The sequence below is a fragment of the Pseudomonas sp. GW822-FHT07A10 genome, assembly GCF_058798795.1.
The window spans coordinates 40,927-54,076 of sequence record NZ_JBXAKV010000020.1 but is presented as its reverse complement, the minus strand read 5'-3'; the positions used below and the strand labels follow the sequence as shown (position 1 = coordinate 54,076).

Genomic DNA, 13,150 nt, shown 5'->3' with positions numbered 1-13,150 from the left:
GTTTTTTCATGGCTTTGTAGCGTTAGGCTTGAACGACCGGGATGTTGGCGTTCGCAGCAGCTTCACGGAACTCGGCGATCTGGTCGAAGGACAGGTAGCGGTAAACGTCGGCCGCCATGCTGTCGATCTTGCCAGCGTATTCCATGTACTCCTCGACGGTCGGCAGGCGACCCAGGATGGACGCAACGGAGGCCAGCTCGGCCGAAGCCAGGTAGACGTTCGCGCCGTCACCCAGACGGTTCGGGAAGTTACGGGTCGACGTCGACACCACGGTGGAGTTCGGCTCTACACGTGCCTGGTTACCCATGCACAGCGAGCAGCCTGGCATTTCCATGCGTGCGCCGGCCTTGCCGTAGATGCCGTAGTAGCCTTCTTCGGTCAGCTGGTGAGCGTCCATTTTGGTCGGCGGCGACAGCCACAGACGGGTTGGCAGCTGACCTTTGACCTGTTCCAGCAACTTGCCGGCAGCGCGGAAGTGACCGATGTTGGTCATGCACGAACCGATGAACACTTCGTCGATCTTCTCGCCAGCAACGCTGGAGAGCAGACGGGCGTCGTCCGGATCGTTTGGTGCGCAGAGCACAGGCTCATTGATGTCCGCCAGATCGATTTCGATGACTTCGGCGTATTCGGCGTCAGCATCGGCTTCCATCAGTTGCGGGTTGGCGATCCAGGCTTCCATCGCTTGAGCGCGACGTTCCAGGGTACGTGCATCGCCGTAGCCTTCGCCGATCATCCAGCGCAGCAGGGTGATGTTGGACTGCAGGTACTCGGTGATCGACTCTTTCGACAGCTTGATGGTGCAACCGGCAGCCGAACGTTCGGCCGACGCGTCGGACAGTTCGAAAGCCTGTTCCAGCGTCAGGCCTTCCAGGCCTTCGATTTCCAGGATGCGGCCGGAGAAGGCGTTTTTCTTGCCTTTCTTCTCGACGGTCAGCAGGCCATTCTGGATGGCGAAGTAAGGAATGGCATGAACCAGGTCACGCAGGGTGATGCCAGGTTTCATTTTGCCTTTGAAGCGCACCAGGATCGATTCCGGCATGTCCAGCGGCATGACGCCGGTGGCTGCGGCGAACGCGACCAGACCGGAACCGGCCGGGAACGAGATGCCCATCGGGAAACGGGTGTGCGAGTCGCCACCGGTACCCACGGTGTCTGGCAGCAGCATGCGGTTCAGCCACGAGTGGATGATGCCGTCGCCCGGACGCAGGGAAACGCCGCCGCGGGTCATGATGAAGTCAGGCAGGGTGTGGTGGGTGGTCACGTCGATCGGCTTTGGATAAGCCGCGGTGTGGCAGAAGGACTGCATCACCAGATCAGCGGAGAAGCCCAGGCACGCCAGGTCTTTCAGTTCGTCACGGGTCATTGGACCGGTGGTGTCCTGGGAACCCACGGTGGTCATCTTCGGTTCGCAGTAGGTGCCAGGACGAACGCCTTTGCCTTCTGCCAGGCCGCAAGCCTTGCCGACCATTTTCTGCGCCAGGGTGAAACCCTTGGTGCTTTCGGCCGGTGCTTCAGGCTTCTTGAACAGGTCGAACGGTGGCAGACCCAGTTCGGCGCGAGCCTTCTCGGTCAGGCCACGGCCGATGATCAGCGGAATACGGCCGCCGGCGCGGACTTCGTCCAGCAGAACCGGGGTCTTCATTTCGAAGGTGGTCAGGACTTCGTCGCTGTTGTGCTTGGTGACTTTGCCAGCATGCGGGTACAGGTCGATCACATCGCCCATGTTCATGTTGGAAACGTCGAACTCGATTGGCAGTGCGCCGGCATCTTCCATGGTGTTGTAGAAGATCGGAGCGATTTTGCTGCCGAAGCAGAAACCGCCAGCGCGCTTGTTCGGCACGTAAGGAATGTCGTCGCCGAAGAACCACAGTACCGAGTTGGTAGCGGATTTACGCGAGGAACCGGTACCGACCACGTCACCGACGTAGGCGATAGGGAAACCCTGGCCGCGCATTTCTTCGATCTGCTTCATCGGGCCGGTCTTGCCTTGCTCGTCCGGAACGATGCCGTCACGGGCCATTTTCAGCATGGCCAGGGCGTGCAGCGGGATGTCTGGACGCGACCAGGCGTCTGGAGCAGGGGACAGGTCGTCGGTGTTGGTTTCGCCGGTCACCTTGAAGACGCGCAGGCTGATCTTGTCGGCCAGCACCGGGCGCTTCTTGAACCACTCGCCGTCAGCCCAGGATTGCAGCACGGCCTTGGCGTGAACGTTGCCGTTCTTGGCTTTTTCAGCCACGTCGTGGAAGGCATCGAACATCAGCAGGGTGTGCTTGAGTTCTTCGGCAGCCACTGGCGCCAGTTCGGCGTCGTCCAGCAGGTTTACCAGGGTCACGATGTTGTAGCCGCCCTGCATGGTGCCGAGCAGTTCAACAGCGCGCTTCTTGTCGATCAGAGGGGATTTGGCTTCGCCCTTGGCGAGGGCAGACAGGAAACCGGCCTTTACATAGGCGGCTTCGTCCACTCCTGGCGGAACGCGATTGGTGATCAGGTCAACGAGGAAAGCTTCTTCGCCAGCCGGGGGATTCTTCAGCAGCTCGACCAGGCCTGCAGTTTGTTCGGCGTTAAGCGGCTGGGGAACGATACCCAGTGCTGCGCGCTCTTCGATATGTTTGCGGTAGGCTTCAAGCACAGTTATTACCCTCATCAGTGGTCCCAAATGGGTGTCCGGGACGCTCATCCCGAAATTACCGTACTCATGCGCTGCGTGGCGTTGTGGGCCGCTTAGCCAGAATTACCGGCAATTCCTTACAGAAGCTGCTTTCAAAGTTTTACGCCTGCAGAACGGGGAGCTGATGAGGGTTGGCGTTGGGCTTTTCCCCGCTGGAAAAACCCTTCGCCAACACCGCTCTGAAGGAACGACTGTGCTCGTGACGCTTTGAAAACAGCTTCTTAACGGACATTGGCGCCTTAAAAGGCTGGCTGATTCTACGGCAAAAAAATTTGAAAGGTAAGTTAGGTCCAAAACTTTGAGGGGTGATGAATGTTAGACAAAGGGCTAACATGCCGACCTGTTCTGCTTTCCCGTGTTTTGTCTACCTATGCCCAATCAGACCATCAAGACCCCCTGCGTCGGCCTCTGCTCCACTGTTTACGGTGATTTGGTGTGCCGTGGCTGCAAGCGTTTCCATCACGAAGTGATCCACTGGAACGGTTACAACGAGGAAGAAAAACGCGCGGTGTGGTTGCGGCTTGAGCAGCTGTTGTCGCAGGTGATGGCTGCCAAGGTAGAAATTTTCGATCCCGCGCTGCTGAGAATGCAGCTGGAACAGCGCAAGATCCGTTTTGTGCCGCATCAGTCGGAGTATTGCTGGGCTTATCAGCTGATCGCCCGGGGCGCGCGGGTCATCAATAATCTGGAAGCCTACGGAATGGTGCTGCTGCCGGAGTTCCGCGACTGGAACCTGCCGGAATTGCGCGATGCCATTGATCGGGAATTTTTCCTGCTCTCGGAAGCGCATTACCAGCGCTACATTGCGCCGGGGTTCCTAAAAGACGCCTTCGGCGGCTGATTTTTAAAAGCTTCGCGGGCAAGCCTCGCTCCTACAGTCTTGCGTTGCTTACCCTGTAGGAGCGAGGCTTGCCCGCGAAGGCGATCGACCCGACGCCGAAAATCTCAATGCCGGGTCACGATCTCTTCCAGGTGATCCATGATGTCGTCCGGCTTGAGCACCAGCACATCGCTTTCCAGTGCATCAAGCACCACTTCCGCCGTATTCCCGATCAACGCCCCGGACAACCCGGTCCGCGCCACCGTGCCGATTACCGTCACGGAGGCCCCCAGCTTATGGGCCATGAACGGAATCAATACATCCGCCGGGCCTTCCTCGATGTGCAGGTGGTCGTCGTCGATGTCGAACTCGGCCTGGAACGCCTGGCACTGCTCGCGGTAACGGGCCTCGATGGTTTCCTTGAGCTGCATCGTCGGGTCGGCCGCCGACAGCATCGGCGACGGATGGGCGCTGATCACGTGCAGATGGGCCTTGGCCAAGCTGGCAATGTCGTAGCCATGATCGATGATGCTGGCATGCAAGGTGCGGTGTTCGCCGTCCATGTTGCCGACATCGATGGCCGCCAGGATCACGCCACCGGCCCAGGGTTTGGCGGTTTTCACCAGCAGCACCGGAGTCGGGCAGTAGCGCAGCAGTTTCCAGTCCGCCGGGGTCAGCAGGGCCTTTTTCAGTGGGCTGTCGGGATAATGCTGCTTGACCACCAGCCCGCAACCTTCAGCCTGCTGCACATCGATAATGGTGTCGTGCAGGCTTTCGTTCCAGGCTTGCTCGGTGGTGACGTTGTACCCGTCCGCCAGCAGGGCCGCCTTGAGCACGCCGAGCATCGCGCTGTGATCATGCTTTTTATCGCAGACCAGCAGGTGCAGATGAGCCTGGGTCACGCCAGCGATCAATTTGGCCCGTTTGAGCGCCAGGCTTTCCGAGTGTTCGGGTTCAATGACCACCAGAATGCTGCGAATGGCTTGCATGATCGGGATCTCCAGGAAGGTAAAAACACTGCGTTGGACAACTATAGTTGCTGGTCGGGCATTCGCGACTTGATGCATATCAACGGTGGCGACTGGTGGTCTGTCGGCAGGCCGGTATAATCGGCGCCCTTCGTTTTGAACCTTTTATCCGTGAGCCCCATGATCCTTCCCGAAATTCACGAGTTCCTCGGCTGCCGCACGCCCGACGGTTGGGTCCAGGCCGCGCTGGCCGATCAGGAAACGCTGCTGATCGACCACAAAAACTGCGAATTCAAGGCGGCCAGCACGGCGTTGAGCCTGATTGCCAAGTATCACTCCCACGTCGATCTGATCAACCTGATGTCGCGTCTGGCCCGGGAAGAGCTGGTGCACCACGAGCAGGTCATGCGCCTGATGAAAAAGCGCAAGATCGAGCTGCGTCAGTTGTCCGCCGGGCGTTACGCCTCGGGGCTGCGCAAAGTGGTGCGCAGCCACGAGCCGGTGAAACTGGTGGATACGCTGGTGGTCGGCGCGTTCATCGAAGCCCGCAGTTGCGAGCGTTTCGAGGCGTTGGTGCCGCATCTGGATGAGGAGCTGGGCAAGTTCTATTTCGGCCTGCTGAAAAGCGAGGCCCGGCATTTCCAGGGGTATCTGAAACTGGCCTATCAATACGGTGACGCCAAGGACATCGCCCAGGTGATCGACAAAGTGCGCGACGCCGAACAGGCGTTGATCGAGTCGCCGGATGTGGAGTTCAGGTTTCACAGTGGTGTGCCGGTCGCGGCGTGACAATGTTTCATCTTCAATAATTGTTAAAAACTCTTAAAAGAATGAAACATCGCCAAAAACCGGCCCCCGTGGCCGGTTTTTGCTGTCTGCGATAACCGTCCCTTTATCGATTGGCGCCATAATGCCGGCCATTTCATTCAAGGGTTGGCAGACGGTCATCATGGAGAGTCTGGGTTTTGGCAAAGTATTGCTGGTGGAAGACGACGAGAAGCTCGCCGGGCTGATTGCGCATTTCCTGGCCCAACACGGTTTTGAAGTTCGACAGGTGCACCGCGGTGACCTCGCGGTAGCCGCTTTCCTTGAATTCAAACCGAAAGTCGTTGTGCTCGACCTGATGTTGCCGGGGCAGAGCGGCCTGCACGTGTGCCGCGAAATCCGCAGTGTGTCCGACACACCCATCGTCATCCTCACCGCCAAGGAAGACGACCTCGATCACATTCTCGGCCTGGAATCCGGTGCCGACGACTACGTGATCAAACCCATCAAACCCCCAGTGCTGCTCGCCCGATTGCGCGCTTTGCAACGCCGTCAGCTGCCGGACAGCAGTGTGTGCAGCTCACTGGAATTCGGTCATCTAAGCATCGATCGCAGTTGCCGCGAAGTGCGCCTGGCGGGCGAGGGCATCGAGCTCACCACCATGGAATTCGAACTGCTGTGGTTGCTGGCCAGCGCCGCCGGCAAGACGCTGTCCCGCGACGACATCCTCAACCGCATGCGCGGTATCGCCTTCGACGGCCTCAACCGCAGTGTCGACGTGTACATCAGCAAACTGCGCGGCAAGCTCAAGGACAACCCGCGCGAACCGGTGTGCATCAAGACCGTGTGGGGCAAGGGTTATCTGTTCAATCCGTTTGCGTGGGAGCTGTAAATGCTGCGGTTATTTTTGGGACTGTTTCTGGTGATGACGGTTGGCCTGGTACTGGGGCTGCAAACCGTCGAGCGCACGTTCGATGCGCTGCTCGACGGTCAGATGCGCAGCTACAACCAAGAGGCGGTGCGTGGTCAGGCCTGGTCGCTGGTCGAGCAATTGCGCGGCCTGGACAGTCCGGCCCGGGAGCGACAGCTGGAAGCCATACGCCCTCACTACGGTTTGGGCCTGGCTCTGGTCGAGACCGATCAATTGTCTCTGACCGATCAGGAACAAGCCGAGTTGGCCCAGGGCCTGCTGGTGATGCGCGACAAGTACACGCAGTTCATTTCGCGCATTGACGACGGTTCGCAACTGCTCAGCATCAAGCTGCCAGCCGAGCCGAGTCTGATGCCGTTCTACATTGCCGCGGCCTATCTGATGATCGCGGTGATGATCGGTTTTGTATTGTTTTTCTGGGTGCGCCCGCATTGGCGCGATCTGGAGACACTGCGCCTGGCCGCCGAGCGCTTTGGCGACAACGACCTGTCGGCGCGTATCCAGCTGTCCAAGCGCTCGAACATTCGTGACCTGGCCGAACACTTCAACCTGATGGCCGCGCGCATCGAGGGGCTGATCGCCAACCAGCGCGAGCTGACCAACGCGGTGTCCCATGAGCTGCGCACACCCATCGCGCGGTTGTCGTTCGAACTCGACCAACTCAAGCAACAGCCCGACCCAACCCAGAACCGCGAGTTGATCGCCGACATGTACGCCGACCTCGGCGAGCTGGAAGAAATGGTTTCCGAGTTGCTGACGTACGCCAGCCTTGAACGCGGCGCCACGGTGATTACCCGGGAGAACATTCAGGCCAGCCATTGGCTAGACAGCGTGGTGGGCAGCGTGACGCTGGAGGCTGAAGCCGCCGGGGTGCAACTGCTGATTGTCGAATGTCAGGTTGACGAAATTCGTATCGAACCGCGCTTCATGGCCCGGGCAGTGATCAATTTGCTGCGCAATGCCATTCGTTATGCCGATCAGCGGGTGGAAGTGTCGTTGGTGCGCACCGGTGATCATTACGAGGTGCAGGTCAACGATGATGGGCCGGGCGTGCCGCTGGACGGGCGGGAGAAAATCTTCGAGCCGTTCTCGCGCCTCGATGCCAGCCGCGACCGCCGCACCGGTGGTTTCGGCCTGGGCCTGGCGCTGGTGCGGCGGGTGTCTCAATCCCATGGCGGGCAAGTGGAAGTGGCGGATTCGCCGTGGGGCGGGGCGTCGTTTCGCATGACCTGGGCGCATTTGGATTAGCTCGGGGTTGCTCTCACTGACGCCATCAACAACACCGCATCATCAAAAGGTATAAACCACCTGACCAGCCAACGACATCTGCATCCGCCGCTCCACAATCGTCAAAGACTGTGAACGGGATTACCGACTTAAGCCCAGGCGAATATGCCACTGGGCAATGGACTCTACGGGGTAGACCTCGAATTGCTGGTCCCCCGGATACACCTCGACTTCCACCCACGGCGCCTTGGAGCCGAGCATCAGATGCGTGTGCTCGGGCGGCACCGGCAACGGGGTGTCGATGGCCGAGGCAAACGGGTGAATCAGCTCCGGCCATTCAGGGCTGAACAGCCATAGCCCCGAACCGCACAGGGAGCAGAAATGTCGCTCGGCGGTGCTGCGCCGGGCGCGTTTATCGCCTTCGTCCTTGAGCCGCGCATGGTAAATCGAGATGTGCTTGCGACCACGCACCTTGAGGCTCTGGGCGTCGCCCGCCAGGTTGATCGCATAACCGCCACCGCCCTGGGTCTTGCGACAGATGGAGCAGTAGCAACGCTGATAAGGGTAGGGGTGGGCGCTGGTCAGGCTGAACGACACCGCGCCGCAATGGCAGGAGCCTTCGAGCTGCATGGGAGCCTCCGATGGGGTTGGGATGACTCAAGACAGACTAGACCGTAAGCGTTTCTGGACAGTTGAATTTATGCTGGATGTGCTGGCGCCTTCGCGGTCTACCGGTTAGGCACCCGCCACAAGTACCACGCCGCCACCGTCCGATAAGGGCTCCACGCCAACCCGATATCAATCATCTGCTTGCGACTCGGCTGTTGTTCCAGCCCCTTCAACCGGCGATAACCCTCACGCACCCCGAAGTCATCGGCCGGCAAAACGTCTGGCCGCTCCAGGCTGTAGATCAGCAGCATTTCCACGGTCCAGCGGCCCACTCCGCGCAAGGTGATCAAACGCTCGATCAACGCTTCATCGTCCATCGCCAGCGCCGTGGCGTAGTCCGGCACCACGCCGTCCAGAGCCGCTTGGGCGATGCCCTGGATGGTCGCGATCTTGCTGGCGGAAAAGCCGCAACCGCGCATCTGCTCGAAGTCAGTCGCCAGGATCTGCTCGGGTCTGGGGAAGGTGCTCGCGGGAAACAACGCCAGCAGCCGGCCGACAATCGCATCGCCAGCCTTTGCATGCAGTTGCTGATAGGCAATCGCCCGCACCAGCGACTCATAAGGATCGCGCGCCGCATGGGGCTGATGCAGGCAGGGGCCGATGGCGCTGATGTGGCGCTGCCAGTCGGCATCGAGGGCCGAGAGGAATTGGCTGGCCAGTTGATAGTTGTCGGGCATGGAGCATCCTGAGGGGGCGGGTGGCAGCGGGAAGACTAGTCGTCTCCCCGCAGCGCCGCACTCCATTGCTTGCGGTCAAACTTTCCCGGTCGGGGCCAGCAGGGCGTTCACTTGGCTGTAGGTGAAGGCCTTGAGGTGACTGCTGTCGAGCGTGCCGGTTTGCAGAAAGCTTTTGGCCAGGCCGGCCATGGCGCCGTAGAGGAATTCGGCGATGCCCGAGCCGGCGCTCAAACGGCGTACGCCAAGGGCTTGCAGTTCTTCAGGCGACGGCAGGCCCGGGAAGCCGAGCACGTTCAGCGGCAGCGTCGTGCCGTGGCACAGGGCGTCGATCTCGTACGCCGCCGTGACGCCAGCGGCGAACAGTCCGTCGGCACCGGCCGCCTGATACAACGCGGCGCGTTTGAGCGTCTCGGCGACACGATCTTCGGCCGGCACCAGCCCCCTGAGGTACACGTCAGTGCGGGCATTGATGAACAGCTTCACATCCCGGCGATTGGCAACCTGGCGCGCGATTTCGATCTTGCGGGCCAGCAGGTCGGGCGGGGCAGCACCGTCCTCGATATTGATCCCCACGGCACCGGCGGCGATCACCGCGTCGACCACTTGCGCAACTCGCCCCAGGTCATCGGAATAACCCGCCTCGATGTCCACGCTCAACGGCACGCTGATGACCCGGGCGATGGATTCGACGGTGGAAACCAGCCGCTCAAGCGGCAAGGTGTTGCCATCCGGATAACCATGCACCCAGGCCACTGCAGCGCTGCTGGTGGCCACGGCTTTACTGCCCAGCTGTTCCACCAGTCGCGCCCCGGTGGCATCGGCGACGTTGGTCAGAATCAACAGCCCGCTCTGGTGCAGTTGATGGAATTGAGTGTCGAGTGTGTCCATCGAATGTCCTTCCTTATGACTCTTTATTGGAAAACCTTTTTTTGAAAAGCCGTGGAGTGATCAGAATGCCAGTTGTTGGGTGATTTGCACCGCGGCGCTTTCCAGCCTGAGCAGAAACGCTTTACGCGGTTGTCCACCACCATAGCCGGTCAACGAGCCGTCTGCGCCGATCACCCGATGACAGGGCAGCACAATCGCCAGACGGTTTTGTCCGTTGGCCATGCCCACGGCGCGACTGGCGCCGGGCTTGCCCAGTTGCGCGGCAATCGCGCCATAGGTGCTGGTCTGGCCGTAGGGGATCTTCATCAATTCGCTCCACACCTGCTTGGCGAACGCGCTGCCGGGCAGGTGGAGGGGCACGTTGAATTCGCTCCGTTTGCCGGCGAAGTATTGCGCCAGTTCCTCTTCGATCTGCTGCAAATGCCCGTTGTGGCCGGGGGCCACGGCGTAGCCATAATGGTTCTGCAGTTCTTCGATTTCCTTGGTCAATGCCGGTCGGTCGAGAAACTCCAATAGCACCAGCCCACGCTGTTCGGCCATGGCGATCATCGGCCCCAGCGGCGTGGTCAATCGGGTGAACAGCAGCGGCTCGCTGTGGGCGGCGCGACCGGGCGTGATGTGGAATGACTTTTGAAACGCATCGCGAAAACCGCTCAAGGATTCGTAGCCGGAATCGAACGCCGCGTTGTCGATGGATTCGCCTTGCTTGATGCCACCGAGGGCGATGCCCAGGCGTCGGCTGCGCAGCCAGGCGTGAAAGGTCATGCCGAAATGCTGCTTGAACCAGCGCCGCAGTTTCAGCGGCTCGATGCTCTCGGCGAGCAATTGGGCATCGGTCCAGCGCTGGTCGGGGGCGGCGTCGACGGATTTCAGCAGTCGTTGCACCCAGTCCGGCGCAATGGCCGCGGCGTCCAGCGGCTTGCACCGCAGGCAGGCTCGATAACCCGCCGACATCGCCTCATCGGCATGGGCGAAGAACTCGACGTTTTCCGGCTTCGGTTTGCGCGCCGTGCAACTGGGGCGGCAGAAGATGCCGGTGGTTTTGACCGCGGTAAAGAACACCCCCTCGTAGGCGGTGTCGCGTTCGAGCATGGCGCGAACCATCTCGGCGTGGGGCGGAAGCACAGCGTTTTGTAGGTTCATGGACTGAGCATAAGCCGCGTTGCCTGGCGCCTCCACCGGAAAATCGACAGAGAATTTTTGTACCCTGAGCTACAGTCATCGGGGCACTGGCAATGCTGTAAACGATATTTTCAGGAATCCATCCCAATGCAAGCATTCACGATTAAACACATCGATCACATCGTCCTGCGCGTCGAGGATCTCGAACGCAGCATCGCGTTTTACGGCGAGGTTCTCGGCGCCGAACTGGTCAAGCGCCGCGACGATCTGGGCCTGGTGCATTTGCGTGCGGGCACCTCGATGATCGACCTCGTCGATATCCAGGGCGAACTCGGCCGCACGGGCGGGGCTGCCGCTGGTCGCGAACGGCGCAACGTCGACCACTTCTGCCTGCGCATCGAACCGTTTGACGAGGAAGCGCTGGTCAGTCACTTGCAGTCCTTCGGCCTGAAACCCGAGAAAGCCGCGGTGCGTTTTGGTGCCGAGGGCAACGGGCTGTCGATCTATTGCTTCGATCCGGACGGCAACCAGGTCGAACTGAAAGGACCGTCCCAAGCGTAAAGGTCAGGCCCGTTTCGCCATCAACAGCACCGAAGCTGCCGCCGACAGCAACCCCGCGCAGCAACGGTTGAACATCCGCTTGCCCCGTGGTTCTGCAAACCAGCGGCGCATGTGCAGGCCCATGTAGGCGTAGGCGCTGATGGCAATCCATTCCAGCAGCAGGAACAACGCGCCGAGCACCGCGAATTGCGGAGCCACCGCCTGGGTCGGGTCGACGAACTGCGGCAGGAAGGCGGTGAACAGCAAAATGGCCTTGGGATTACCCGCTGCCACCAGAAACTCCTGCCGCGCCAGGGCCAGAATCCCCACCGGCGTGCCGGTGACGTGCTGCTCGGCCTCGGGATTGGCACGCCACAGTTGCCACGCCAGGTACAACAGGTAAGCGGCACCGATGATCTTGATCGCGTAGAACAGCCATTCCGAGGTTTTCAGCACCACCGACAATCCGGCGGCGGCCAGGCCAATCATCCCGGCAAACGCGAGCAAACGCCCGACGCCGGCCACACAGGCGCGACGATAGCCATAACGGGTGGCGTTGCTGACCGACAACAGATTGTTTGGGCCGGGGGCCATGTTCAGGGCGAAGCAGGCCGGCAAAAACAGGAGGAGGGTGGCGAGGTCCATGAACGGGGCTCCAGGAACGAGAGCGGTATTTTTATCACGGGTGGTTGGTGATTTGGCCCATACAGCGGTGGATGCAAATAGCCGTACAGAAAAACACGGGACAGACCACGATTGTTCGGCATTTGCCTTGAGTCGTGGTCTGTCCCTTCTTGCGTTTACGGATCGCAGTCTTCGGCAGTTCCTACGCCGGACGCGGTGCTTCTACGGGCGGGGTCCCGTCGTGGAACATTGTCTTCAGTTGAGCACGCAGTTCTGGTGAATCGGTGTGCTTGTGAACACTGACCGCATGCTGTGCCGCGGCCTCCAGCAGTTCGTTTTCAGAGTCTGCGGACAGGGCGACCGAGCATTTGGAAGCGCTTGGGAACTCGCGGCAGTCGATGTATTTACGCGCCATGATCTTCTCCTCCCTACGATGAAGGCAGGCTGTGGCCTGCGTGAACGATCACTCGACGCGCCCCGCATCGAGTGTGCCGACTCTTGAAGTATAGGCCCGCCATAAGGTGCCTCGTGACAGTCTTGCAACCTACAGGGCGCGACATGCATCGCGGAACAGGCAAGGGTTGTTTTCTTCAATACAGCATTTCCCTGGCTCTTTACCTTGAGCCCTGGTTCAACTGAATTGAAGAAGGTATGCAATGAGTCTGATTCTTTCCATGGCGGCGTTTGCCTTGGTCGCTTCCATTACACCGGGGCCGGTGAACATTGTGGCGTTGAGTTCGGGGGCGCAGTTCGGTTTTCGCGCCAGTCAGCGACATGTCGCCGGAGCAACGCTGGGTTTCGTTTTATTGCTGGTATTGATGGGAATGGGGTTGCATGAGGTATTGCGGTTGTGGCCGGCGCTGACGCAAGTGGTGCAACTGGCGGGTGTTGCGTTTCTGTTGTTCATGGCCTGGAAACTGGCGGCGGACGATGGCCGCATCGATGCGGATAAATCGCGCCGGGCGCCGTCGATGTTATATGGCGCGATGATGCAATGGCTCAATCCGAAAGCCTGGCTGGCCTGTGTAGCGGGCATGGGCGCGTTCGTCGCGGACGGCGAGGCGCGGCTGGTCTGGCAGTTCGCGGCGGTGTATCTGGTGATCTGCTATGTGTCTGTCGGATGTTGGGCGTATGCCGGGACATGCCTGCAGGGTTATCTGAATAATCCTGTAGGCATGCGATGGTTCAACCGGCTCATGGCATTGTTGCTAGGGCTGAGTGCGGTGTATTTGTTGCTTTCCTAAGCAA

The 13,150-nt window shown here is 60.1% G+C and carries 14 protein-coding genes; 6 read left to right on the top strand and 8 right to left on the bottom strand.

Features of this window, described 5'->3' with window-relative positions; all coding sequences use genetic code 11:
- Window positions 1-22: 22 nt before the first annotated feature.
- Window positions 23-2,632: a bifunctional aconitate hydratase 2/2-methylisocitrate dehydratase gene (gene acnB / locus AC1RL4_RS26290; protein WP_018929654.1), complete on the bottom strand. Its 2,610-nt coding sequence runs from the start codon at window positions 2,630-2,632 to the stop codon at window positions 23-25.
- A gap of 409 nt (window positions 2,633-3,041) precedes the next feature.
- Between acnB and AC1RL4_RS26285 the strand changes: the two genes are divergently transcribed.
- The gene (locus tag AC1RL4_RS26285) at window positions 3,042-3,512 is read left to right on the top strand and encodes a DUF1289 domain-containing protein (RefSeq protein ID WP_007937731.1); all 471 of its coding nucleotides are present in this window, start codon (window positions 3,042-3,044) and stop codon (window positions 3,510-3,512) included.
- A gap of 104 nt (window positions 3,513-3,616) precedes the next feature.
- Here AC1RL4_RS26285 and AC1RL4_RS26280 read toward each other — a convergent pair whose 3' ends face one another.
- A complete protein-coding gene (locus tag AC1RL4_RS26280; RefSeq protein WP_230172534.1) occupies window positions 3,617-4,480 on the bottom strand; it encodes a universal stress protein in 864 nt (287 codons plus the stop codon).
- Between the two features lie 159 nt (window positions 4,481-4,639).
- Between AC1RL4_RS26280 and AC1RL4_RS26275 the strand changes: the two genes are divergently transcribed.
- The 3 genes from AC1RL4_RS26275 to AC1RL4_RS26265 all read left to right on the top strand — a co-directional run bounded on the left by AC1RL4_RS26275 (window position 4,640) and on the right by AC1RL4_RS26265 (window position 7,403).
- On the top strand, window positions 4,640-5,248 hold the full coding sequence (locus tag AC1RL4_RS26275; protein WP_008010271.1) for a MiaE family protein: 609 nt from the start codon (window positions 4,640-4,642) through the stop codon (window positions 5,246-5,248).
- 160 nt (window positions 5,249-5,408) lie between these two features.
- Entirely contained in the window at window positions 5,409-6,116 is a 708-nt protein-coding gene (locus AC1RL4_RS26270) for a winged helix-turn-helix domain-containing protein (protein ID WP_096481623.1), read from the top strand.
- Window positions 6,117-7,403, top strand: a complete 1,287-nt coding sequence (locus AC1RL4_RS26265) for an ATP-binding protein (RefSeq protein ID WP_019579349.1) — start codon at window positions 6,117-6,119, stop codon at window positions 7,401-7,403.
- A 120-nt stretch (window positions 7,404-7,523) separates the two neighbouring features.
- Here the strand turns inward: AC1RL4_RS26265 and AC1RL4_RS26260 are convergent, their stop codons facing one another.
- From AC1RL4_RS26260 to AC1RL4_RS26245, 4 genes are all read right to left on the bottom strand, one after another.
- Window positions 7,524-8,012, bottom strand: coding sequence for a GFA family protein (locus AC1RL4_RS26260; protein WP_019579348.1), 489 nt, complete (start codon window positions 8,010-8,012; stop codon window positions 7,524-7,526).
- 98 nt (window positions 8,013-8,110) lie between these two features.
- Complete coding sequence (locus AC1RL4_RS26255; RefSeq protein ID WP_230172536.1) at window positions 8,111-8,728, bottom strand: DNA-3-methyladenine glycosylase family protein; 618 nt, start codon at window positions 8,726-8,728, stop codon at window positions 8,111-8,113.
- 75 nt (window positions 8,729-8,803) lie between these two features.
- Window positions 8,804-9,616, bottom strand: a complete 813-nt coding sequence (locus AC1RL4_RS26250) for an isocitrate lyase/PEP mutase family protein (protein WP_019579343.1) — start codon at window positions 9,614-9,616, stop codon at window positions 8,804-8,806.
- A gap of 60 nt (window positions 9,617-9,676) precedes the next feature.
- Entirely contained in the window at window positions 9,677-10,759 is a 1,083-nt protein-coding gene (locus AC1RL4_RS26245) for a bifunctional transcriptional activator/DNA repair enzyme AdaA (RefSeq protein WP_096480082.1), read from the bottom strand.
- A 126-nt stretch (window positions 10,760-10,885) separates the two neighbouring features.
- On the opposite strand from AC1RL4_RS26245, the gene AC1RL4_RS26240 reads away from it, so the two are divergent.
- Window positions 10,886-11,299 carry a VOC family protein gene (locus tag AC1RL4_RS26240; protein WP_086946053.1) on the top strand — a complete coding sequence of 138 codons (414 nt, stop codon included), beginning with the start codon at window positions 10,886-10,888 and terminating at the stop codon, window positions 11,297-11,299.
- 3 nt (window positions 11,300-11,302) lie between these two features.
- Here the strand turns inward: AC1RL4_RS26240 and AC1RL4_RS26235 are convergent, their stop codons facing one another.
- Entirely contained in the window at window positions 11,303-11,923 is a 621-nt protein-coding gene (locus AC1RL4_RS26235; RefSeq protein ID WP_096480084.1) for a LysE family translocator, read from the bottom strand.
- A gap of 181 nt (window positions 11,924-12,104) precedes the next feature.
- On the bottom strand, window positions 12,105-12,317 hold the full coding sequence (locus AC1RL4_RS26230; RefSeq protein ID WP_007937743.1) for a DUF1059 domain-containing protein: 213 nt from the start codon (window positions 12,315-12,317) through the stop codon (window positions 12,105-12,107).
- 241 nt (window positions 12,318-12,558) lie between these two features.
- On the opposite strand from AC1RL4_RS26230, the gene AC1RL4_RS26225 reads away from it, so the two are divergent.
- Window positions 12,559-13,146 (top strand): LysE family translocator, encoded by a 588-nt coding sequence (locus AC1RL4_RS26225; protein WP_230172538.1) that lies wholly within the window; start codon window positions 12,559-12,561, stop codon window positions 13,144-13,146.
- Window positions 13,147-13,150: the final 4 nt, after the last annotated feature.

Bases quoted from the DNA above. Each gene is read 5' to 3' on its own strand.
- AC1RL4_RS26285 (WP_007937731.1), top strand. From the start codon at position 3,042: ATGCCCAATCAGACCATCAAGACCCCCTGCGTCGGCCTCTGCTCCACT.
- AC1RL4_RS26280 (WP_230172534.1), bottom strand. From the start codon at position 4,480: ATGCAAGCCATTCGCAGCATTCTGGTGGTCATTGAACCCGAACACTCG.
- AC1RL4_RS26275 (WP_008010271.1), top strand. From the start codon at position 4,640: ATGATCCTTCCCGAAATTCACGAGTTCCTCGGCTGCCGCACGCCCGAC.
- AC1RL4_RS26270 (WP_096481623.1), top strand. From the start codon at position 5,409: ATGGAGAGTCTGGGTTTTGGCAAAGTATTGCTGGTGGAAGACGACGAG.
- AC1RL4_RS26265 (WP_019579349.1), top strand. From the start codon at position 6,117: ATGCTGCGGTTATTTTTGGGACTGTTTCTGGTGATGACGGTTGGCCTG.
- AC1RL4_RS26260 (WP_019579348.1), bottom strand. From the start codon at position 8,012: ATGCAGCTCGAAGGCTCCTGCCATTGCGGCGCGGTGTCGTTCAGCCTG.
- AC1RL4_RS26255 (WP_230172536.1), bottom strand. From the start codon at position 8,728: ATGCCCGACAACTATCAACTGGCCAGCCAATTCCTCTCGGCCCTCGAT.
- AC1RL4_RS26250 (WP_019579343.1), bottom strand. From the start codon at position 9,616: ATGGACACACTCGACACTCAATTCCATCAACTGCACCAGAGCGGGCTG.
- AC1RL4_RS26245 (WP_096480082.1), bottom strand. From the start codon at position 10,759: ATGAACCTACAAAACGCTGTGCTTCCGCCCCACGCCGAGATGGTTCGC.
- AC1RL4_RS26240 (WP_086946053.1), top strand. From the start codon at position 10,886: ATGCAAGCATTCACGATTAAACACATCGATCACATCGTCCTGCGCGTC.
- AC1RL4_RS26235 (WP_096480084.1), bottom strand. From the start codon at position 11,923: ATGGACCTCGCCACCCTCCTCCTGTTTTTGCCGGCCTGCTTCGCCCTG.
- AC1RL4_RS26230 (WP_007937743.1), bottom strand. From the start codon at position 12,317: ATGGCGCGTAAATACATCGACTGCCGCGAGTTCCCAAGCGCTTCCAAA.
- AC1RL4_RS26225 (WP_230172538.1), top strand. From the start codon at position 12,559: ATGAGTCTGATTCTTTCCATGGCGGCGTTTGCCTTGGTCGCTTCCATT.